Here is a 22046-nt window from a genome sequence, read left to right as displayed (position 1 = left end):
TAACGCTATGACTCCTCGTTCAAAATAAAAGTCGGCAATAGCACATCGTAACTTGTTGGTCAGCTCATCAGGATTGTTTAAATGAGGCAATTGCTGAATTAATTTTTTTTAAAATCAGGTCAAATAGCTGAAAGTTCTTGAATAATTCACGTAGAATTTTAATTTGTTCAATAGCTTCGAGCTTGCTCATAACCGGGTAAAGTTGACGGCTATTAGTTGGTTGAACTAATCCGTTGATTAACGCCAAACTGCGGGTAAAGGTATGTGTTAAAATAGTCAGGTGATGTTGTGCTGCTTCGATATTTTTACACTTAAAGTCATCATTCATAATGGGCATTTGAAAATCCATCAAGACAATATCAAAGGTTTTACTTGGAAATATTTCCACTGCTTTTAGCCCATTAACCACCCAAGTAATCTTATGCCCATCGACTCGAATCAATATGCTACCTCAACACCTGAAACATAACCTAGTGCATCTGCGATGGTAGTCACGCCAAGGTAATCTATTTCATTATGAGTAAGCAGATACACAGCGGCAGCGACTTTATGTAAAGTCTGCTTTTTTTTTGATAGTGAGGTTATTTTAAGATTGAATAGTTCGGTAAGACTAATACCCGTAATATCGATGCTAGTATTGTTTGCATTAGCCAGTGCACTAGCACTAAATAATAGTGTAAGCACTTGTGCGGTATGTAATATTCTCATGATTATATTCCTTTATATTACTTATCCTTGTCGCAAAAATTTATTATCCAAAACTATAATAAAATCATAGGATACGACTGGATGTGCTCAAGTAGCTTTTAATACCTGAATTAAATATATTTGCCTTAACGACCACAACGACGATGATCAATAAATTTGTCTTCAATTAAACGATTCACTAAACTCGCTTTTATTTAGCTAACTATAAGCGTTTATTTAGAATAATCCTTAACCAGTAACGACATTATCTAGACAACTAAAGACACCTCACTAAGTGGCTAACTTATAATTATTATCTTTATAACAACTAAGCTACATAAGTATGGGGTCAGCTGTTTTCAATATAGCTTTTTAGATCATTAATAAAGATTACCAGGTAATAATAACGCCTTAATATCGCGAGTTAACCCAGTAAAACAAGTTAAAATTATTGATGTTAATAAAAGTTGAATACGGTGGGTAGATTTAATGAGAAAATTGTAATTTCATTGGCTATTCAACAACTACAAAACTTTTATGAGCAAGTGTTCAGTGTTTAAAGTGTCTAGTACCATAATGAAAACAGTTACGTTAAATTAATACCAACTGACAGGGAGTTACATAGCCAACTATTGAGTTACCAAGATGTACATTATTTACTGATAATCTGATGGCGAAACACCTGTCCATTTCTTAAATGCCCTAGAAAAACTTGATGGCGAATTAAAACCCAGCCGATAAGAAATTTGAATTAAATTCAGCTTATTTTGCTTTAAGAGTATTTGCGCATGATTGATTTTTTTTGTTTTCAATAAAGTACTAAAGTCAGTATTAAAGCGTTTTAAACGGCGTTGCAAGGTCTTGACACTAATGTTCATCTGCTCAGCTACAAAAACGATATTTAGATTATTTGAAGCAATATTTTCTGTCATTAAATTCTCAATATCAGAGAGTAATTGAATATAAGTTTTAGACAATTTATTATCTACGAAGGGCTCTAAACCAATCGAGTGCGTTGAAAATAAATTTTTGGTCGCAAGAACATTTTTCTTAAAAACAATGACATATTTCCCGCTATCGGTGTACGTAACCGGATAGTCAAATGTTTTTTCAAAGCTGTTTCTTTGACTTTTTAAATCAAGCGTTATCTTTGAAATAATATCTAAGTGGGCAGGAAATATTTGATTAATTATTTTATAAACCAGACAAAATCCAATTTCTAGTGTCGTTCTATGGACATTAACCAGCTCTGCCCGCGATGAAACAACTAATAAGTTGCAATCGCCCTTAACGACTAAAGTGACCTCAATCAATTTATTCATTTGCTCACTAGCAAAAATAATTTTTTCTAATAAATCACCTAGCGATTTAGCATCTGCTACGATGACACCCGTATGACGTAAGAAATGCAGTTGAAAAATAGCAGCCACTGCAGCAGGTAAGGCATCTAAGCCTGAATATACTGCAATATTATCATATAGCTTAAGCACAACGTCCCGTTGAATAGAATCTAACTCACGTAAAGAAGCGACGTTAATACCTACTGACGATAATAATTTGTTTGCTGGTAAATTTTGTTGTTGCAACGCCATATAAATAAGACGTATCCAGCTACCGTCAACGAACTGCTTTATATCGTAGCTATTTTGCTCTGGGTGGATAATTGCATAATTTAGTTTTTTAACCACGTCCATGGGCTTCCAAAATAGATTTATCTTACATAATTGACAATGAGTATTAGATAAAACTACTTACTGCAGTAAAGGTCCTACTTAAGACATTAATCATATGTTTTTTAACAATTTTAGTCTTAACCCACGAAGTCTTTATCTTCACCGTTAAGGACATTTTTAATTGCAGAATATTATTATGCTCAGACAGTATCTAAATCCAATTTCATCTTCAATCAGGGAAACCCCCTACAAAATGTTGTTTTATTGTGGTAAATATTGCTGAATTTTAAAGTGGCGACGTAAGTATCGATGAGTTTTATTATCTACTGTGCTATTATTTTCAAAAAGTTCAGGTAATTGCTTGGGGGTGTTAACTTAAACACGCTTAGCCCATTTTCATTAACTGCTGTCTGTACTATGGCTACTTCACCTTCTCATTTAAGTGTTATCGACATGGATCTATTTTCATCTTTATTTGAACAGCCGATTAATCTTTTGCCATATGATGGTGATGTCGATTATTTTGGTGAAATTATCTCTTTAGACGATAGCGACTATTACTTTAATCGCTTACTTAACGGTATTGATTGGCGTTGTGACCAAGCAGTTATATTTGGCAAAACTATTGAAACAAAAAGAAAAGTGGCTTGGCATGCTGCTGAATGTTTTAGCTATACCTACTCAAATATTACTAAAACAGCGTTGCCTTTTACCGATGATTTGCTTTCATTAAAAGCACTTGTCGAGCGCCATAGTGGTGAAACTTATAATTCATGCTTACTTAACCTTTATCACAGTGGAGAAGAAGGCATGGCTTGGCACAGCGATGGTGAAAAAGATTTAAAGGACCAAGGTGCGATTGCATCGTTAAGTTTTGGTGCTGAAAGAAAGTTTGCTTTTAAGCACAAGATATCAAAAGAAGTCATTACCTTACCCCTTAAAGCGGGCAGTTTGTTAGTCATGAAAGGGCCAACACAACAGCATTGGCTACATCGTTTACCACCAACTAAACTCATTAAAGACGCAAGGATAAACCTTACGTTTAGAACGATTGTTAACACATAACGTATTATCGTTAACAAGAGTAATTTTCGTCACTTTATATAAGCAAGGTGATGAATATGCCGCCATTAACCGTCAAACTATGCTTTATTGTCAACTTCCTTAGGCCCTAGTCAACCGCTAATCAACGGGCTTACTCGACACTATCTGTTGACAATGCCTTATATAAGATTAAAAAAATATCAATATGCCCTATTCATTTTCATAAGTTTTTCGATAGATTTTAGTCAGTTTTTTAAGTCGTAGTTGGTCAAAAATCAGTGAAAATAATGGTGATGAGTTTAATTTTGGGGCTTTACCTTTGCCAATACGTTGTAACTGACGTTTGGTAATAGCCATAGTTGCAAGTGCGGCTAAAGTTTTATCTTGCCATTTTACTTGAGGTAAAATGGCTACCGCGTCTGGTGACGTTTTCCAGCGTTGAGGAAGATTTGGACTAAAGGCCAGCGCTCTGCCAATGCCGACCATATCTACGCCTTCATCTACTACTTTTTGTGCAATCGCTAAACGGACAATCCCTCCTGTTGTCATAATTGGCATAGGAGCTTGTTTGGCAATTTCTTTCGCAAACTCAAGAAAATAAGCTTCTCTATTTAGGGGCTGTCCATCAGCTGTATTACCCTGCATTGCTGGACTTTCATAGCTACCACCTGACAATTCAACTAAATCTACGTTTAAATGGCCAAGTTCTTTTACCACAACTAAGGCATCTTGTGCATCGAAACCACCACGTTGGAAATCTGCGGAGTTTAACTTAACCGCTATCGCTATATTTTCAGGTATAACTAGCTTGACCGCTTTAACAATTTCAAAAAGGAGACGAGCACGGTTTTCAAGGCTGCCACCCCAGTTATCATTTCTCTTATTGGTCAGCGGCGACAAAAATTGTGATAACAAGTAGCCATGGGCTGCGTGGATCTCGATACCATGAAACCCAGCTTCAACAGCACGTGATGCTGTGATAACAAATCGCTGAATTAACGCTTGAATTTCAAGCTCGGTCATCGGACTTGGTTTACTAAATAACTGACTATGCTTCCCCATATCCAATGCAATATCTGAGGGAGAAAACACTTGCCCTCCCATAGCAGCATAGACTTGTCGGCCAGGATGATTTATTTGCATCCATATTTTTGTGCCATTTTTGCTTGCTATTTCAGCCCACTTTTTAAAGGGCTCTAAGGGTGTATTTGCCTCTAAAGCAATACCTCCTGGGCCGGTCATTGCGCGGTGATCTACCATAACATTACCCGTAATAAGCAGGCCAGTACCTCCCGCAGCCCATGTTTTATATAGTTGAAAAATATCATCGCCGGGTAAATGGCCTTCAACAGCCATATTTTCTTCCATGGCGGCTTTTGCTAAACGATTTGGCAAAATTGCGCCATTAGGAAGAGTTATCGGTGTAAATACAGAGTGACTCAAGTAGAACTCCTGTTAATAAGTTTAACGAGCTGGATTTTGTACAAGTATAAGCTTAAAGTTAACTTTAATGTCAACAGTTTACATACGCATAAAGTAGGTACCGATGAAAATCAGCGAGTTAGCAAAAATAAGTGGTATAACAGCCTCTACTATACGGTTTTATGAAGCCAAAGGATTACTCCCTAAAATACAAAGAAATATAAATGGTTATCGACATTATTCGCAAGATAGTGTGCAGCGTTTAGCAACGATTGAATGTGCGAAGCGGCTAGGTTTTAGATTGGCAGATATCTTAAATGTTTTAGCAGATAGTGGCGTAACTGAAGGACTTGATCACAACAAAATAGTCGAACAACTTGATATACGCTTGCTTGAGGCAGAGAGTTTAATTAAGGGACTATTAGCACAACGAGACGAAATAGTATTATTTAAACAACGCTTACAAGAGAGCTGGCAACAAGGTAAATGCTTAGCGGTGGACGAAATACTTTCAGCAGATAAAAGGTAAAACAGGGATAAAAAACTGATGAATCAGCTTGTTAGGCTCTCATTATTAAAGGTCGCTAAAGTCAACCAAAGGTAGATTTTCAAAGCCCGGTCTGGCAAAAAAGTAACCTTGCATTAGTTCAATACCAAAATCACGTAAACAGCGGTATTCTTCTTTAGTCTCTATTCCCTCAGCAAGCGGAGTAATGTTTAGGTCATTAAAAATATTTAAACAATTTTTTACTATTGACTGACGAACTTTATCTTCATTAATGTTACGGATTAACCCCATATCAATTTTTACGATGTTAGTTTGAAAATCAGCTAATAAACCCAAGCCAGCATACCCTGCGCCAAAGTCATCTATTGCAGTTTTAAAGCCTATTTTCTTATAAGACTCAACAATATTCTTAATAAAAGCGGTGTCATCAATTTTTTCAACTTCGGTAAATTCAAACATTATTTTTTCAATGGGAAAGCTATACTTCTTGGCTGCCTCCAATGTTGTGCGAATGCAACGCTCAGGTTTATATATAGCGTTGGGGAGAAAATTTATGCTGAGCATAGATTGAAGTTTTAACTTGGAGGCAAGAGCTATCGCTTTAACTCGGCAAAGCTGATCAACCTTCATACTCGATTGTAGCCGTATATCAGTAATTAACACTCAATAATTTATATTAATGACCTTAAATATGATCACCTGAACAACAGATAGGCTGTTTGTTGAGCAATGATGCTGATTCTCTATCTAGATATTGTTTAACGAAGGATGAAATATTGTCTTGTCGCACCGGTAATTAGTGTGGTCGACACGAATAACGCGCCAACCTGAGTAAAACCGATCACTAAAGGTAAAAACTGTAAAATTAATTTTAGCTATTACATATCTTATTGTAAGCACTAATCGCAATTAATCTCAGCTAATTCACCTTGTATATAAGTGGCTTTAACCGCACGGTCATCCCCTAATATAGTGAAAGAAAAAAGTTTCTCTGCCAATGATTGGCACTGCTCTAACCGTAATTTCATTAATGGTGTTGCATGATAATCTAAGACTATAAAGTCAGCCTCACAACCCACTTGAAAATTACCTACTGTACCTTCTAAGTCTAGCGCCCTTGCGCCACCTAAAGTTGCCAAATAGAAAGATTGTAATGAATCTAATTTTTTGCCTCTTAACTGCTGCGTTTTATAGGCATCTTTTAAGGTCTCTAATAGTGAAAAACTGGTTCCTGCGCCTATATCTGTACCTAGACCCACTTTAATATTGTGTTGCTGGGCAACATCAAGTTTAAACAGACCACTCCCTAAAAACAGATTTGAACTTGGACAAAATGACAAGGCTGAATTAGATTGAGATAAGTCGCTATATTCAGCATCACATAAATGTATACCATGAGCAAAAACACTACGACTGCCAAGTAATTGATGCTTTTTATAAACATCTAAATAGTTTTCGCAATCGGGATTAAGCGATTTAACCCATTCAATTTCTTTTAAATTTTCAGACAAATGGGTTTGCATATAAACACCTGGGTGCTCTTTTAATAGTTGTCCAGCCAAGCTTAACTGTTCATCACTACTGGTTGGCGCAAACCTTGGGGTGATAGCATATTGCAAACGCCCTTTACCATGCCAATCTTTGATAAGTTGCTTAGACTGCTGATAACTACTTTGCGCGGTATCGAGTAAATAGTCAGGAGCATTCCTATCCATCATCACTTTGCCAGCAATCATGCGGAGATTTTTGGCTAAAGCCACTTCAAAAAAGGCATTAACTGATTCAGCATGGACAGTGCCAAAAACTAATGCGGTTGTTGTGCCGTTAGCAAGCAATTGATTGAGGAAAAATTCACTGATTTTACTGGCGTATGCTTTATCAGCAAACTTTTTTTCGGTCGGAAAGGTATAATCTTCTAACCATTGTAATAATTGTTCACCATAACTTCCTATCATCTCAGTTTGAGGATAATGGATATGAGTATCAATAAAGCCTGGGACAATCAGGCCGTTTTCAATATGTTGGACCTCTAGGGAATGTTCTAAATCAGCTAACATAGCTTTAGCTGTGCCCAACTGTTTAACCTTGCCATTTTCTATCAGCAAAATACCATCTTCAAAATACTGGTAGCTGCTCTGCTCTGCTTGCTCTTTATCTTGGCAAGGCGTCGAGGCTGGGTCTTCGACAAAATGTAAAATCTCACCGCGAAATGCTTTTACTGACATCGACTTAATCGCTCCGGTTATCTAAATTGAAATGTATGGTAATTTTATTTTCTAAAGCGATTTCATCGCAGTTTTTGCCGACACCTTTTCGGTCAACAACTAAAAAATCAGCGGTGTCACTCAAAGCTAAACTATAATGATGCCAAGTACCTTTGTGGTAATTAACACCTTGGTTTCCTGTAGCAAGAAATACGGCTAATTTAGTCACATCAAATTCGCCTGCAGGTCCAACAACCACCAGATAAGCGTTAGCAGACAAAGGATAAAAAGCCTGGCTTGATAAAGGATGACGTTCCATACAGTCAATGGTTATTTGACCTATACCGGCGTTGATCTGACAGCATTCTTTAGGTGACGAGCGAAAAACACTGATAATACCTTGCCCTGCTTCCTCACTAACATCTAGCGACGCTAATGCATGATATCTTTGTGTAAGCCCATAATTTATTGATATTTTTTCTACTTGATCATTGACTTCAATCACATCACCAAAAGCTTGAAACGCTTTTTGGCTTAGTGGTTTAGCATGTAAAATCATCTTAGCTGCCACGGTAAGTTGAGTAACCAAAAGCGGTCAGTAATAATGGAATATGATAGTGTTCACCATCACCACTGATATCAAAAACAATATCAACATAGGGATAAAAAGCTTGCTCATTCAGCGCGTTAAAATAATCACTGATCGCAAAATGAACGCGATAACTCCCCGCAGGCAATATTCGCTCTTTATCAAGTAAGGCCGGCACTCGCCCATCACTGTTTGTTTGGCCTTGTGCCAAAAGTGACCACTGTGCTTGGATACTATTGTCACCATCATTTGAACCCTTAAGTTCAAAGAGAGAAATAGTAATACCAGCAGCGGGTTTACCGCGACTAGTGTCTAATATATGTGAAGTTATTTGACTCATAAACTTAGGTCTCTTTTACGTTTGAAGCAGTAGTGGTAGTTTCAGCAATCATTTTTTCGATTCTTAACTGAAATATTTTTCGTTGTTCTTCTGCTGCATTAATGATTTCTTCCGCGCGATTATTCGCGTAACGTTTTACCAATATATCTAACATCTGCGTGGCTGTTTTACCTGTGGCACAAACAATAAAAATGAAACCAAATTTTTCTTGATAGTCATCATTTAATTGCTTTAACTCACTTAATGCTTGTTCTGTCGCTGTGTTAACACCCGATTGTTCTCCCGCAGCAATCTTCTCTGTCGAGCGGTATTTTTCTCTTAGGCTAGACACATCGCCAATTTTAGGGTGCCCTTCAAAAGCCTGCAAATAATCGGCTTCTGTAAGGTTTTTCCAGCTGAGATCAGCTTGTGCAGATAACGCCGCTAAATTGTTATATGGCATAGCAGCCACCATGCGGCTTACCCAAGTATTGGCTGTACAGCACTGCATAAAGGCCAAGTGGGCCGCCTGAGGTTGCAAAGCATTTAACACGATAATCGACATAACGTTTCCTTATTCAAGGTAACCAATAATGCCCTTTTTCTTAAGAGCATTATTAGGATAAATATATAATTTGATCTCATTATTATGCGGTTTTTAACCTGTCGCTGTTAATAATAAGTGTTGCCGCTTTTATACCTTCTAGGGTAAAAACGCCTGTTGAACCTAAGGTAAAGTTATTCATTAATCTTATCTGTAATCGGTTTGCTATCAGTTACTTTATTTTTGCTTCGACCGGTAACATGGAGATTAGTCGCGCTATTAAGTAACGGCGTTAACGCTTTGAAACTGATACCTTGCGCGGTAGTTGACTGATGACCTGCATGGTCGTCTTTTTGATATAAACCAATAATTTCAGCCGCAATTGATACCGCAACTTCCATAGGACGTTTACCCGGCACGGCACTTAAACCAATAGGACAAGTGAGCTGTTCAATAGCCTGCTGACTAAATTCTCGATGTTTTAAGCGATGCTGAAAGCGTTTCCATTTTGTCTCAGAACCAATTAAACCGGCATACGCAAAATCACCACGCTTTAACAGCGCCTGGCATAGTTCAAAATCTAATTGATGATTGTGGGTCATAATGATAAAAAAACTGCCTGCAGGCATGCTAGCTATTTCATCTACCGGATTGTCACTAACAACACACTCAATATTAGCCGGCGCATTTGCCAGCATCTCAACAGGAAACTGTTCTTGGCGATTATCAACCCATTTTAGCTGGCAAGGTAAGTCAGCAAGGATGGTCGTTAACGCTTTACCAACATGGCCGGCGCCAAAAAGCATTATTTGAGTTTTACAAGCTACAAAGCTTTCAAATAATACGCTACAATCTCCGCCGCAACATTGCCCTAAGGAAGCACCTAAAGAAAAGTGCTCGATATGTTGATTCTTATCCTCGTCTGCTAATAATTGTTGCGCTATCGCGATAGACTTAAACTCTAAGTGACCACCACCAATAGTGTCATAAGTGCTATTGGCACTCACCACCATCTTAGTACCAGAATTTCTAGGCGCTGAGCCATGCACACCAATAATTGTTAGCAAGACAAAGGCCTCTCCTTTGATCTTTAATGAACTAACCGCTTCAGACCAACTTTGTCGGTTATTCATCAGTGTCCATCCCTTGCTGGGCGGTTATTAATTGCACAGCCTTTAAAACTCGCTCTGGTGTGGCAGGAGTATCAAGCGACGGAATAACACCTTTGGCTCTATCTTTTGCAGCAACAGAGTTAGCAATAGCGGCGCGCAGCGCTGACCAGACAGAAATAGCCAACATAAACGGTGGCTCGCCTACCGCTTTAGAATGGTAAATGGTCGCTTCACGATTAGGAGAATCTTTCAACAACTCAACGTTAAAGACTTTTGGTGCGTCGCTAATAGCAGGAATTTTATAGGTGGCCGGCCCAGTCGTTAACAAACGTCCCTTATCATTCCAATGTAATTCTTCAGTGGTTAACCAACCGACGCCTTGAATATAACCACCTTCAATTTGGCCTATATCTATCGCAGGGTTTAAAGAGTCACCAACATCATGAAGGATATCGGTTTGTAATAACTTGTATTCACCGGTCAGCGTATCGATTAACACTTCAGATACTGAAGCACCCATCGCAAAATAGAAAAACGGTCGACCTTGGGCATTTTCTCGATCGTAATAAATTTTTGGCGTTCGATAAAAACCGGTCGACGATAAAGACACCCGAGCAAAATACGCTTTTTGGACTAACTCAACAAAACTGAGTTTATGTTCACCGGCATCGATTAAATCGTCACTAAAAGTTATCTCGTTACTCTCAACAGCAAAGTGCTCGACAGCAAAATCAATTAACCTTTGTTTAATTGTTTGTGCAGCGTTTTGAGCGGCTTTACCATTGAGATCGGTACCTGAAGAAGCCGCTGTTGGTGAAGCATTAGGGACTTTGTCGGTCCGCGTTGCTGATACTTTTACCTTATCAACGGCGATACCAAAAACTTGTGCAACGATTTGGGCAATTTTAGTATGCAACCCTTGGCCCATTTCAGTGCCGCCATGTGTAACATCAACACTTCCGTCGGTATAAATATTAATCAGCGCCCCTGCTTGATTAAGATGCTGAGCAGTAAACGAAATACCAAATTTAACCGGTGTTAGTGAAATACCTTTTTTAAGAAATTTACTGCCGGCATTAAATTCATCAATTTCTTGGCAACGCTTGGCATAACGAGAGCTATGCTCAAGTTTGGTTATCATCTCAGCTAAATTATTGTGCTCTACTTGCTGATGGTACGGGGTAATATTGCGCGTATCTGTACCGTAAAGGTTAGCTTTACGCACAGCAAGTGGGTCTAATCCTAGAGAGTAAGCAATATCATCCATGACACACTCAATAATCATCATACCTTGTGGACCACCAAAACCTCGAAAGGCGGTATTGGAGGCGGTATTCGTCTTACAACGATTACCGATAATACTAACATGGTCCAAGTAATAACCATTATCAGCATGAAACATGGCTCTGTCGACGATGGCATCTGATAAATCAGGTGAGTAACCACAATTACCATTGACCGTTATATCTATGCCTTCAATAACACCTTGACCATTAAACCCTACTTGATAATGATTTTCAAAAGGATGACGTTTACCGGTCATCATCATATCGTCGCTACGATTTAAACGCAGCTTTACTGCTTTTTGGGTTTTATCAGCAAGTACCGCCGCTAAACAAGACCAACCAGCCGCTTGTGTTTCTTTACCGCCAAAACCACCACCCATACGTTTCATATCGACAACGACGCGATTAAAAGGGATACCTAACACTTCTGCCACAAGTTTTTGAACTTCAGCAGGATGTTGGCTAGATGAATAAACGGTCATTCCGCCATCTTCGGTGGGAATAACACTGGCTATTTGACCTTCCAAATAAAAATGCTCTTGGCCACCAATGGTAATCTCACCACTCAGCTGATGCTTAGCTTGCTCAATAGCAGTGGCACTATCACCACGTTTCATACTATGCGGTGGACGAACAAAGCTCTTAGCTTCTAACGCTTGTTTAATAGTCAGTACTGGTGTTTTTTCTTTATAGTCAATTTTTGCCAACGCTACCGCTTGTTTTGCTAACTCATGGCTCGTCGCAGCGACCGCAAAGATAGCTTGACCATAAAATTCAACGACATCTTTGGTGAGTATTGGATCGCCCGGAAAAACAGGACCAATATCAGTATGACCAACAATGTCATCTAAGGTAATAACAGCAACTACACCCTTGGCGGCGCGTACTGCCGATAAATCTATCGCGGTAATATTACCACTGGCAATTGTTGCCATACCAACAGCAGCATGCAATTGCCCTAACGACTCTAATTTGTCATCGGTATAAACGGCTTTGCCGGTAACATGCATTTCAGCACTTTCATGCTTGGTCGATTGCCCAACCGCGCCAGAACTTTTTTTACTTTCAAGACCTTTATCAATTTCACTTAATTTACGCATGAGTCACTCCTTTCCCTTCAAAGGTATCAACTTCAAAGGTTTCGATTCGGGTTGCTGCATGCGTTTGCTCTAGTTCATAAAAGCATTTTCTCACTAAGTTTTTTGCCACTTGTAAGCGATATTCACTGCTCGCGCGCACATCTGACATCGGAGAGAAGTCTTTTGCTAATGCTGTCATCGCTAAAGCAATATTTTGTTCGCTGGGCTCTTTACCCATTAAAGCTTGTTCACAGGAAAAAGCGCGTTTTGGGATGCCTGCCATACCGCCAAAAGCAATGGTAATATTAGCCACTTTTTTATTGGCAAACTTAATATAGAAACAGGCAAGCACCGTTGAGATGTCGTCATCTAAACGTTTTGATATTTTAAAGACTTTGAGATGTTTATTACTGTTAGCTTTTGGAATTTCAATACGTTCAATGAACTCACCACTTTCGAGTTGTGTTACTTTGTAATCAACAAAATAATCTTCAACAGATATTTCACGAGTACGCTCGCCTTTGCGAAGCACTAACTTAGCACCTAAGGCGATTAACACGGGTGGCGTGTCTCCAATAGGAGAAGCATTACCGACATTTCCCCCTAACGTGCCCGAGTTTCTCACCTGAGTTGAACCAAGGCGATAAAGCATTTGACCAAATTCTGGATAATGCTGGCTTAATAACTGATGGCTTTGCTCATAGCTCACCATAGCGCCAATAGACAAAGTTTCTGCTGTTTCATTAATTTGTGCAAGCTCGCGCACATTGCTCATCGAAATCATGGTTTGTATTTGCGCCATACCTTGGGTAACGCTTAACGCTAAATCTGTACCACCGGCTAACAATTTAGCTTTCGGGTATTGTTCAACCAATTTTGCTAATTTATCTAAGGTATAAGGAAGATAAAGACTCTTGCCATTATTGTGCAGTTCAACAGTTTCTTGTTGCTGAGCTATGAGTTTTAATTGCTTAATAGTCGCCGCTTGCTCGTGCTCAAACTGATCAACGTCATTGTTATCACAAGCTTGTTTTGCCGCTTCAGTAATAGAGCGATAGCCAGTACAGCGGCACAAGTTACCCGCTAAGCCATGCTCGATGTCTTTGTCTAGATCAACAGCAGGAGAATTATCTGTCGCATCAATAAACTTGGCTTGCGCTAAATTTTTCTTTAATGAAAAAAGTGACATTACAAAACCAGGAGTACAAAAGCCACATTGTGAGCCATGGCAATCGACCATAGCTTGTTGAACACTATGTAATTTATTTCCTTGCTGTAAGTCTTCTACTGTAACAAGCTGTTTGCCATGAAGTGCAGATAAAAAAGTAATGCAGGTATTAATCGATTGATAGCTAAGATGTTCGGTTATTGTTTGACTTTTTGCTGAGTGAACCACTTCAGCAAGCACTGCTGTACAGGCACCACAGTCTCCTGAAGCACAACCTTCTTTCGTCCCTTTTCGACTCAACTCTTCTCTTAAATAGTTGAGTACTGTCATATTAGGATCACAATTTTCGATAACTTTACGTTCGTTATTTAACAAAAATTGAATTTTATTTTCTGACATATGGTTAATTACCTATACAAATATGCGTACTAAAACTAAAGAATACTTTCTAGAGTAACTTCAATCATTTCGCCAAATTTTAACTGACGATCTTCTGCTGACATTTTTTCGCCCGTTTTAATATGATCACTTACTGTTAGCAGGCATAGCGCTTTTTTACCTAATTCAGCGGCAACGCCATAAAGACCAGCCGCTTCCATTTCTACCGCAAGAATGCCATATTGTTCTAACTTCGCGAATACTTCAAATTCTGGTACATAAAACAAATCAGCTGAAAAAACATTACCTACTTTCGGCGTTTTGCCTAAACGCTTCGCGGTGCTAACCACTTTTTCGAGTAACTCATAGTTAGCTATAGCCGCAAAATCATAATTATTCAATCGTTGACGATTAACATTAGAGTCGGTGCTGGCACCCATAGCAATAACGATATCTTCAAGTTGTATATCGTCACGAATTGAACCACAGCTACCAACACGAATAATATTTTCAACGCCATAATCTCGGTAAAGCTCAGTCGCATAAATAGACATCGAAGGGATCCCCATACCTGAGCCCATCACTGAAATACGTTTACCTTTGTATTCGCCCGTGTAACCAAACATATTTCTAACTTCGGTGACCTGTTTAACATTGGTTAGGTAGTTGTCTGCGATGAATTTTGCACGTAAGGGATCACCCGGCATGATAACCGTTTCGGCAAAATCTCCGACATTAGCTGAGATATGTGGTGTTGGCATAATAAATTTTCCTAATAGTTCAGAGATGTTTTAATTATTTTATAGCTATTTATTTTCACATAATAGAAATAACCTGACACCAGTGTCAAGTAAAATCATAATTCTGCTAAAATTAAACCCTAAATTGACTATTAACTTTATTGTTGAAATAGCTTATATTTGCCACCCTGCTAATAAATGCTGCAAAGATGATTGATTAATATGCCAATAATAAAGAATCAACAACCAAACACGTCATCAACTGGGCGGGTCAGAAAAAAGAATCAATTGATCATTTTAAAAGCTGCCGAGCAAGATTTCTTAGAGCATGGTTTTAAAGGGGCATCAATAAAAGGCATTGCTGAACGCGCCGGTATCCCACGGGCAAATGTTCATTATTATTATAAAAATAAAGAAGCTATTTACTCTGATATATTATTAGAAATTCTTACCTTATGGGATTCATCCATTATTACCTCGACTGAAGAACCTGCTAAAGTCTTAGGTGATTATATTCTTGCTAAGGTGATGTATTCAAAAACTAATCCTGAAGCATCACGGATATTTGCCGGTGAATTTATACACGGTGCTCCTCGCTTGCAGGAATACTTAAAAACCAGTTTTAAAACTTGGATAGATGAGGTTAAAGCGACTATTGAAGGCTGGATTAAGCAAGGTAAGATGGACCCAATTGATCCACTTTATTTACTCTTTACTATTTGGGGAGCCACGCAACATTATGCTGATTTTGCCCCACAAGTTAACGCAGCCATGGGTAAAGATAAGTTAAGTAATGAAGACTTTGAACAAGTGGCTAAAACCCTTACCCAGATAATTCTTAAAGGTTGTGGTATCAGTAAGTAAAAAATTTACACTGATAGATATAAAGCTAGACGTGCAATATTACGCACTAATTCCTTGAAAGACAGGATGTCTGAGAGAGGTCATCCTGAACATCGTCTCTCTTTCACATCCATGTGACCGTGACATACCGTTGACGTACAGGGATGCACTAATGCCTTGAAAGACAGGATGTCTGAGAGAGGCCATCCTGAACATCGTCTCTCCTTCACATCCATGTGACCGTGACATACCGTTCATCCTGAACATAAAAAAAGCATTTCACTTTTAAAAATGAAATGCCTTAACGTTACTTTGTTAGCTAATGCTTTAAAAGCAATGAATAAGAGAAGTTCCCTTAATTAATTACCCCAGATACTGTCAACATATTCAGGGTGGTCAACAAAAGGATTACGGTTGCCTTGATGACCAAGTGCCGCTTCATTTCGATCTATTTCTTTTTGACTGACTGGGTCATTGGTATGCCAACGCAATAACATTTCTAATTGCCATAATTCAAAAACTTGATTACTACTACCATCTAAAATAGCATCACCATACACTGAATTATTCTGCCAGCCGCCAATCAAGTTTTCATAACGCGTCGCCATGTAAAATTGTGCGCGGGCTAAATCACCTTTAAATTCATCAATGGGTTCAAACACAGTACCGCTATAACCTAAAGTCGTGGTTGCTGAGCCTAATTTACTGTTATTAGTTGAAGTAAAAGATGCTGTGGCAACTTCACCGTAAGGGTAACCACCGCGTTTCGAATTAACAAAGCCATCGGTTGCATAGATGTGATGAACATCAGAGTTCATTGGCTCTACTTTGCCGCCAAACCAGCTTTTTGGGAAAGTATGTTCTCGATTATAACAACCGCCTTCACCGCTATAATTACCACACTGATCGGTGACTTTAATAAAATTATAATTGTCACTCACCAGCGGATTTTCAGAATATATATCTAATATAGAGCCATCATTTTCAAAATAAACATCCAAAGAATGGTTTTCATAGAAGGTCCATAGCGCTGAATAGCCCTGATTTGCATGATCTTTGATTAAATTATAAAGCTCTGTTTTTAACGGGTAACCTGATGTCGAGCTAATGCCGTCATAATAGGTACCAGAATAAGTGCCTGAGCCACTGCCTCCTCCACCCGGAATTCCGCCTGTGTTACCTAAAGTAAAGGTTTTGGTTTCACTACTGTTGAAGTCACCACCGTTAATTAATGCAGTTCCGGCAAGAGAAAATTCATAAGAGCCATTGCCGTAAGTACAGCAAATACCATCACCATAAGTATCATTAATGGTAAAAGTATAATCATCATCGGCTAAACAATAACTTTCATTATAGCTGGTCGAACTTTCGTAGTTATTACCACTAGCAACTTCTTGATTACTCGTGTTGGTTAATGTCCAACTAGTTTCGTAACCGTAATTATCTGTGGTTAAACTAAAAGTCACATTATTGGTACTGCAACTACCTGTCCCACCGCCCGATGCTTGAGTAGGTTGAAAATAGTCAACATAGACAATTTCAGAACCATCAAAACCGGCAATGTCGTAAAAACGTAAGCCAACAGCAATATCTGACGTTGCGCTTGCGGTATAACTATGGGTAACTTGTTGCCATTGATTAACTAGACTTTCATTCGAGTAGCCCTGATAGCCATCGATATATAAACGCGCTTTAATACTACCTTCTGTATGGTAAACCCAAACAGAAAATTTGTAAGTTTGCCCTGCAACAACACTAACCAGTTGTTGAATGTCGGTAGAACCTTGTGTACCGGTATTAACGGTAATTTCAGCTGAACTCAAACCTTCTTGAAAAACAGTGGTATTTTTATTCACGCTAATACCAGAATCAATCGTCGTCCAACCCGAGGGGGAGCCTGCTAACCATGTTTCAAAGCTTCCATTATTAACGTCTGCAACAGCATAGTGGCTGGTAGCACAGAGTAATAAAGCAGCAATATTATTTTTATAGTTCATTTATATACCTTATGTTTTTATTAAATAATGGTAACACTCCCTATATTATCCATAATGCTTGCAACTCCGTAATAAAACCCGAATAAAACGTACACAAATACAGTGCAAATTTGACACGACACCAAGATAAATAATCTTAACCAAGTAGTCAACAAATAACAAAAAGTAATAGTGCAGATTGTATATTAATACCACAGCATAAATTATTATCTAATGGCTGTGGCATTACTTTTAAATTATTATTACCAAACGTTAACTTTTTTAACAACCTCATCAACAGTAAAGATAAAGTACGCCATTAATACTTTACCCGGAGCTAACTCTCAAAACGACTAAGACCAACAACGCCGCCACTTAAACCGATATACTTCCTCCAAAAATCGCTATGGACGGCGCCGATAGCAACAGGTTTAGTAACGGCGACTGGCAGTATGTCTTTTTTACAATAGCTACTTTGTTCATCAAATATATTGGTTGATAGTATAGAAACAACTTGTACTTTTTGTCCTTGCGCGGTCAGTACTTTGCCAGCATTTAAAGTAAGTTCAACTTCTATAGCCTGTCGCAATTAAGATAACCTCTGGTGCCCCTTTACAAGTGGTTAATACGCAGGCACCTTTTTTCAATATTTGCTAACTGTGATTCATTGCGGGGTATGGCTGATAAATTTTGACGTGAAAAAATTAATGCACTGGTGATTTTTAAACGCCATTTTCCAAACAACAGTAGATTCAGTGGCATCACAAGGACGCCAAGTTGTCAGGTTAGGTATAGTAGGTAAATTGGTTAGTTGTTCTATCGGTTAATGCGTTGGGTCATCTTCTCCTTGCCCAAAGGAAACATAGCATTAGTTAACTTTTTACGTGGCAAGAGGGTTACTCCTACTTTAAGTTTCATTGTTTATGATACTATTATTTAAAATATTATTTTCTTGTCCAATTGGTCAAGTAAAACTTGACACATATGACAAGATAGTATTATTTTAATGATGACTCTATAGAAGAAAAATGCTGCTCGATATTGAAAAATATTGCTAAATAAAGCTTAAGAGTAAAAATAATTATTTGAAACGTTGATTATTTTATAGAGATTATTTGAACTAACGGATCACTGATATTTCAATGAAAATGTTACAGAATAACGTTGGTTCTTTTTAAAAACTTAGGGAACAAATATAAAATGAACAAACTAAGACTGTCAAAAATAGCCAGTGCGATTGTGATCGCTGTTGGCTTATCGACTTCTGCAATGGCTGCAGATACCTCGTCTTCAATGCGAGGTAAAATCCTAAGCCCTACGGGCGAAGCCGCTAGTAATGTTAAAATCACCGTTATTCATGAGCCTTCAAAAACCAGCCGTGAGTTTATGACAAATGCCACAGGTACCTTTACCGCTAAAGGTTTACGTGTTGGTGGTCCTTATACTGTTATTATTGATTCAGACACATATAGTGATACCACTTTAGATAATATTTTTCTTAATCTTGGTGATACTCATCGTATTAGCCAACAACTACAAGCAGATAATATTGAACGTATTCAAGTAACAGGCTCAAGTTTTCTTCAAAAATCAGGTGGTTCAAGCAGTATTTTTGGAGCAGAGCTTATTCAGAATACGCCAAGTTTTAACCGCGATATTAAAGACATTGCCCGTTTAAACCCATTAGCAAGTATTAATGGTAACGGCGAGTTAATTATTGCTGGTGGTAACCCACGTTCAAACAGTTTAACCGTTGATGGTATTGGCCAGAATGATGACTTTGGACTTAACTATGGTGGCTACCCAACAGAGCAACCACCAATATCGTTAGATGCTATTGCGCAAATATCAGTCGATGTGTCACCATTTTCAGCACAAAAAGGTAACTTTGGTGGTGGTACCATTAATGCAGTTACTAAATCAGGATCTAATGAATTTAAATTTTCAGGCTTTGCTGAAACTTCAACACCGGATATGGCTGGTGATGTTCAAACAATCGATATAGCAACTGAAGTTTATTATACTGATTCAGACGTTGATAAAAAGAACCCCAGAGTACGTAATATATTAGATGATGATGACCATCAAACATTTGTTACTAAAACGGTTGCCCCTATTAAAACACAATCACGTTTTGGTTTTAACGTTGGCGGCCCTATTATAGAAGACAAACTATTTTTCTTTGTTAACTATAGTAACTGGTCTAGTGAGTTGGCCATGGATTATGGTTTCCAAGGTAGCGGCGCTACCCATGAATACGATATTTCTCAAGAGCAATTTGATGACTTCAATACAATTTTAGGTGATGTTTATGGCCGCACTGATTCTTTAGGTGGCGATCAAGAAGACACCAATGAAACGTTATTAGCTAAATTAAGCTGGAACATCAATGATGATCACCGACTTGATTTCACCTACCAATGGCAAGATGATCAAGATGAGCGTAATGCCGGCACCGGTGGTACAACCGTTAGCATGGCATCAAACCGCTATACTTATGCAACTACATTTAATAACTTCGCCACTAAAATTTATTCAGACTGGACTAATGACTTCAGTACTGAAATGGGCATAAGCTACAAAGATGTTGCAACAGATAGTAATACTAATAGCGATATCGGTGAAATCACCGCTATTACAGAATATCGTGGTCCACAGTTTGTTTTTGGACAAGACCAGTTCCGTCATGCCAATGAATCAGCCACTCAAAACCTGACGTTGTCGTTAGATGCGACTTACTTGATGGATGACCATGAAATTAATTTTGGTCTCCAATATGAAGATTTAAACTTATACAACTTATTTGGGGCTAATTCATTAGGCTCTTGGGAGTTTGCAAGCTTTAAAGATTTTGCCGCACGTGATTTAGCTAGATACGGTGAATTTACTTATCAAAATTCATATACCGGCGATACTCAAGACCTTGCTTACGACGTTTCACGTAGCCAACTATCCTTTTATATTGAAGACAACTTCGATCTAACAGACGATATCAATGTTACTGCAGGTGTTCGTTATGAACGATTATCATCAAGCGACAAACCAACACTTAATAGCAAATTTCAAGAAACTTACGGTTACACTAACCAGGAAAATCTTGACGGTTTAGATATTATTTTACCACGGGTTAATATTGAATGGATATTCTCTGAAAAACTAACACTTTCTGCGGGTATTGGTCGTTTCCAAGGTGGTATCCCAAATGTTTGGTATAACAACCCATTTCAAAATGACGGTATTACGCTGGTTGCTGCATCAAGTAAAGCGGTTGACGATTATTATCAAGATAGACTTGTTGAGATTGACTTCAATGTTCCTAGCGAAATAATCAGTTCACTTGAAAAAGGCGCTGGTAGTACAAACTATACTGACCCGAATTTCAAACTCCCTTCAAGTTGGCGTAGCCGCATTGCCGCAGATTACACTTTTGACATTGATGGCTTAGGCGAAAACTTTAACTGGTCAACAGAATTGATGTACCATGTTAAAGAAAATGAAGCTGTTTGGAAGAATACCGCATTACTTTATCCTATTACCGCTGCTGATGGTGAACGTCTAATCTATGAAAGCCGTTACACCGGTGATGTAGAGGATAACTTTGATATTCAAATGACTAACGCGCAAGACAATGGTCGCTCTATTATCTTTTCAACAGCGTTAGCAAAGCGTTGGGACAATGGCTTAAGTATGACCATGTCTTACGCTCATCAAGATATCGAAGAAAATCACGCTGGCTCATCATCACGCGCACAAAGTAACTACAAACATAATGTTGTTAAAAGCCGTAATCTTGATTTTGTTGCTCGTGGTAATTATGAAGTTGAGCATAACCTAAAAATTAACTTAGGCTATGAAACTGAGTTTTTTTCTGGTTATAAAACCAATATCAACTTATTCTTTGAACGTCGTTCAGGCCGCCCATTTAGCTGGGTAACAGGCAACTATCGAGATGAAGACTTAGGTGATACTCGCGACTTTTATTCTAACTCGGCTTACTTAGCGTACATTCCAACAGGTGCTGAGGATCCAAATGTAAATTGGACCGATTCAGGAATAAAGTGGAACGAGTTAGAAGCGCTCTTAGACCGAGCAGGTATTAGCGAACGAGGTGAAATTCTTGACCGTAATACTGGCACACAACCTTGGGTAACAACAATGGATCTCAGCATTAAGCAACAGATCCCAGGTTTTGCAGAAGGTCATAAAGGTGAAGTATTCTTGATGGTCAACAACTTTGCTAACATGTTAAATGATGACTGGGGTGTTGAAAAGCGAATGAGCTTTCCACAGCAAGCTATTTATGATTTTGGTGGTTTAGATGGTGATGGCAAATATATAATAGATAAAGTTTATAATGGCTCAGATACTCGCAGTTACGATCGAACAGTATTAGGCTCATCTGGTTGGCAGATGAAGGTAGGTATTAACTACAAGTTCTAATACCAATCGGTAAAACTGTTAATAACAGTTTTGT

Annotated in this window: 18 protein-coding genes and 1 pseudogene; 4 read left to right on the top strand and 15 right to left on the bottom strand. The window is 38.4% G+C overall.

Annotated elements, in window-relative coordinates:
• Positions 1–67: 67 nt before the first annotated feature.
• The 3 genes from H4J76_RS12985 to H4J76_RS12975 form a co-directional block, all read right to left on the bottom strand.
• Positions 68–442, bottom strand: a complete 375-nt coding sequence (locus H4J76_RS12985) for a hypothetical protein (RefSeq protein WP_182218767.1) — start codon at positions 440–442, stop codon at positions 68–70.
• Positions 439–708, bottom strand: a complete 270-nt coding sequence (locus H4J76_RS12980) for a hypothetical protein (protein ID WP_182218769.1) — start codon at positions 706–708, stop codon at positions 439–441. The genes H4J76_RS12985 and H4J76_RS12980 overlap by 4 nt, the downstream gene beginning before the upstream one ends.
• Positions 709–1343: 635 nt before the next feature.
• On the bottom strand, positions 1344–2381 hold the full coding sequence (locus H4J76_RS12975) for an AraC family transcriptional regulator (protein ID WP_182230784.1): 1038 nt from the start codon (positions 2379–2381) through the stop codon (positions 1344–1346).
• Positions 2382–2777: 396 nt separating this feature from the next.
• On the opposite strand from H4J76_RS12975, the gene H4J76_RS12970 reads away from it, so the two are divergent.
• Positions 2778–3425 (top strand): alpha-ketoglutarate-dependent dioxygenase AlkB, encoded by a 648-nt coding sequence (locus tag H4J76_RS12970; RefSeq protein WP_259364918.1) that lies wholly within the window; start codon positions 2778–2780, stop codon positions 3423–3425.
• A gap of 189 nt (positions 3426–3614) precedes the next feature.
• Here H4J76_RS12970 and H4J76_RS12965 read toward each other — a convergent pair whose 3' ends face one another.
• Positions 3615–4847, bottom strand: coding sequence for an NADH:flavin oxidoreductase/NADH oxidase family protein (locus H4J76_RS12965; protein WP_182215984.1), 1233 nt, complete (start codon positions 4845–4847; stop codon positions 3615–3617).
• A gap of 103 nt (positions 4848–4950) precedes the next feature.
• Between H4J76_RS12965 and H4J76_RS12960 the strand changes: the two genes are divergently transcribed.
• A complete protein-coding gene (locus H4J76_RS12960) occupies positions 4951–5355 on the top strand; it encodes a MerR family transcriptional regulator (protein ID WP_182215982.1) in 405 nt (134 codons plus the stop codon).
• 45 nt (positions 5356–5400) lie between these two features.
• On the opposite strand, the pseudogene H4J76_RS12955 reads toward H4J76_RS12960, so the two are convergent.
• From H4J76_RS12955 to deoD, 9 genes and pseudogenes are all read right to left on the bottom strand, one after another.
• A pseudogene (locus tag H4J76_RS12955) lies at positions 5401–5958 on the bottom strand (EAL domain-containing protein); the annotation flags it as partial.
• A 275-nt stretch (positions 5959–6233) separates the two neighbouring features.
• Positions 6234–7559, bottom strand: a complete 1326-nt coding sequence (gene guaD, locus H4J76_RS12950) for a guanine deaminase (RefSeq protein ID WP_182230783.1) — start codon at positions 7557–7559, stop codon at positions 6234–6236.
• A gap of 4 nt (positions 7560–7563) precedes the next feature.
• Positions 7564–8097, bottom strand: coding sequence for an ureidoglycolate lyase (locus H4J76_RS12945; protein WP_182230782.1), 534 nt, complete (start codon positions 8095–8097; stop codon positions 7564–7566).
• 1 nt (position 8098) lies between these two features.
• Complete coding sequence (gene uraH, locus H4J76_RS12940) at positions 8099–8467, bottom strand: hydroxyisourate hydrolase (protein ID WP_182215978.1); 369 nt, start codon at positions 8465–8467, stop codon at positions 8099–8101.
• Between the two features lie 4 nt (positions 8468–8471).
• Positions 8472–9011 carry a 2-oxo-4-hydroxy-4-carboxy-5-ureidoimidazoline decarboxylase gene (uraD, locus tag H4J76_RS12935; protein WP_182230781.1) on the bottom strand — a complete coding sequence of 180 codons (540 nt, stop codon included), beginning with the start codon at positions 9009–9011 and terminating at the stop codon, positions 8472–8474.
• A gap of 173 nt (positions 9012–9184) precedes the next feature.
• A complete protein-coding gene (gene xdhC, locus H4J76_RS12930) occupies positions 9185–10123 on the bottom strand; it encodes a xanthine dehydrogenase accessory protein XdhC (protein WP_182215974.1) in 939 nt (312 codons plus the stop codon).
• A complete protein-coding gene (gene xdhB / locus H4J76_RS12925; protein ID WP_182215973.1) occupies positions 10116–12488 on the bottom strand; it encodes a xanthine dehydrogenase molybdopterin binding subunit in 2373 nt (790 codons plus the stop codon). The genes xdhC and xdhB overlap by 8 nt, the downstream gene beginning before the upstream one ends.
• Positions 12481–14034 carry a xanthine dehydrogenase small subunit gene (xdhA, locus tag H4J76_RS12920; RefSeq protein ID WP_182230780.1) on the bottom strand — a complete coding sequence of 518 codons (1554 nt, stop codon included), beginning with the start codon at positions 14032–14034 and terminating at the stop codon, positions 12481–12483. The genes xdhB and xdhA overlap by 8 nt, the downstream gene beginning before the upstream one ends.
• 35 nt (positions 14035–14069) lie before the next feature.
• A complete protein-coding gene (deoD, locus tag H4J76_RS12915; RefSeq protein ID WP_182215970.1) occupies positions 14070–14774 on the bottom strand; it encodes a purine-nucleoside phosphorylase in 705 nt (234 codons plus the stop codon).
• Between the two features lie 267 nt (positions 14775–15041).
• On the opposite strand from deoD, the gene H4J76_RS12910 reads away from it, so the two are divergent.
• Positions 15042–15617 carry a TetR/AcrR family transcriptional regulator gene (locus H4J76_RS12910; protein WP_259364916.1) on the top strand — a complete coding sequence of 192 codons (576 nt, stop codon included), beginning with the start codon at positions 15042–15044 and terminating at the stop codon, positions 15615–15617.
• A 338-nt stretch (positions 15618–15955) separates the two neighbouring features.
• Here the strand turns inward: H4J76_RS12910 and H4J76_RS12905 are convergent, their stop codons facing one another.
• Complete coding sequence (locus H4J76_RS12905; protein ID WP_182230779.1) at positions 15956–17593, bottom strand: endonuclease; 1638 nt, start codon at positions 17591–17593, stop codon at positions 15956–15958.
• 316 nt (positions 17594–17909) lie between these two features.
• Complete coding sequence (locus H4J76_RS12900; RefSeq protein ID WP_182215965.1) at positions 17910–18161, bottom strand: transketolase-like TK C-terminal-containing protein; 252 nt, start codon at positions 18159–18161, stop codon at positions 17910–17912.
• Between the two features lie 611 nt (positions 18162–18772).
• Here H4J76_RS12900 and H4J76_RS12895 point away from each other — a divergent pair.
• Positions 18773–22012, top strand: a complete 3240-nt coding sequence (locus H4J76_RS12895) for a TonB-dependent receptor (protein WP_182215963.1) — start codon at positions 18773–18775, stop codon at positions 22010–22012.
• Positions 22013–22046 lie beyond the last annotated feature (34 nt).

It is taken from the genome of Colwellia sp. BRX9-1 (assembly GCF_014077195.1).
Lineage (GTDB): Bacteria > Pseudomonadota > Gammaproteobacteria > Enterobacterales > Alteromonadaceae > Colwellia_A.
Note: the sequence above shows the minus strand (reverse complement) of the source record. Positions and strands in the feature narration are given on the sequence as shown.